The organism is Serratia sp. Ser99 (genome assembly GCF_024519545.1).
Lineage (GTDB): Bacteria > Pseudomonadota > Gammaproteobacteria > Enterobacterales > Enterobacteriaceae > Serratia > Serratia liquefaciens.
Genome location: NZ_JALJRT010000037.1, coordinates 1 through 317, shown reverse-complemented (window position 1 = coordinate 317; position 317 = coordinate 1). Strand labels below are relative to the sequence as shown.

Here is a 317-nt window from a genome sequence, read left to right as displayed (position 1 = left end):
ATGTTTTCAATCGTATTTGATTTTGTGTGTTGGTTTCGTTTTTAACTTTGTAAATGTTTTGCCATACTCTGTTTCATATAGGAATGGCGAAAATATTCGCTGCTTCACTTAAGGAAAAGGAGCAATATCCGAATGAAAAAAATGCAAATAACTGCCTGTGCGTTGACCGTGTTGACTATTACATCTTTGCCCTCCTATGCAAAAGACATAGAGGTAAAGGTTGCTGGTACTATTACCCCATCGGGCTGTACCCCAACGCTGCCTGGTGATGGTGCTATTGATTATGGCATTATCAACTCTGATTCTTTGACGCTGGA

General features: G+C 39.7%; 1 protein-coding gene. It reads left to right on the top strand.

All coding sequences use genetic code 11. The features are described from left to right. Positions 1-132: 132 nt before the first annotated feature. On the top strand, positions 133-317 hold a 185-nt coding region (locus NR114_RS24230), incomplete at its 3' end, for a DUF1120 domain-containing protein (RefSeq protein WP_256824860.1).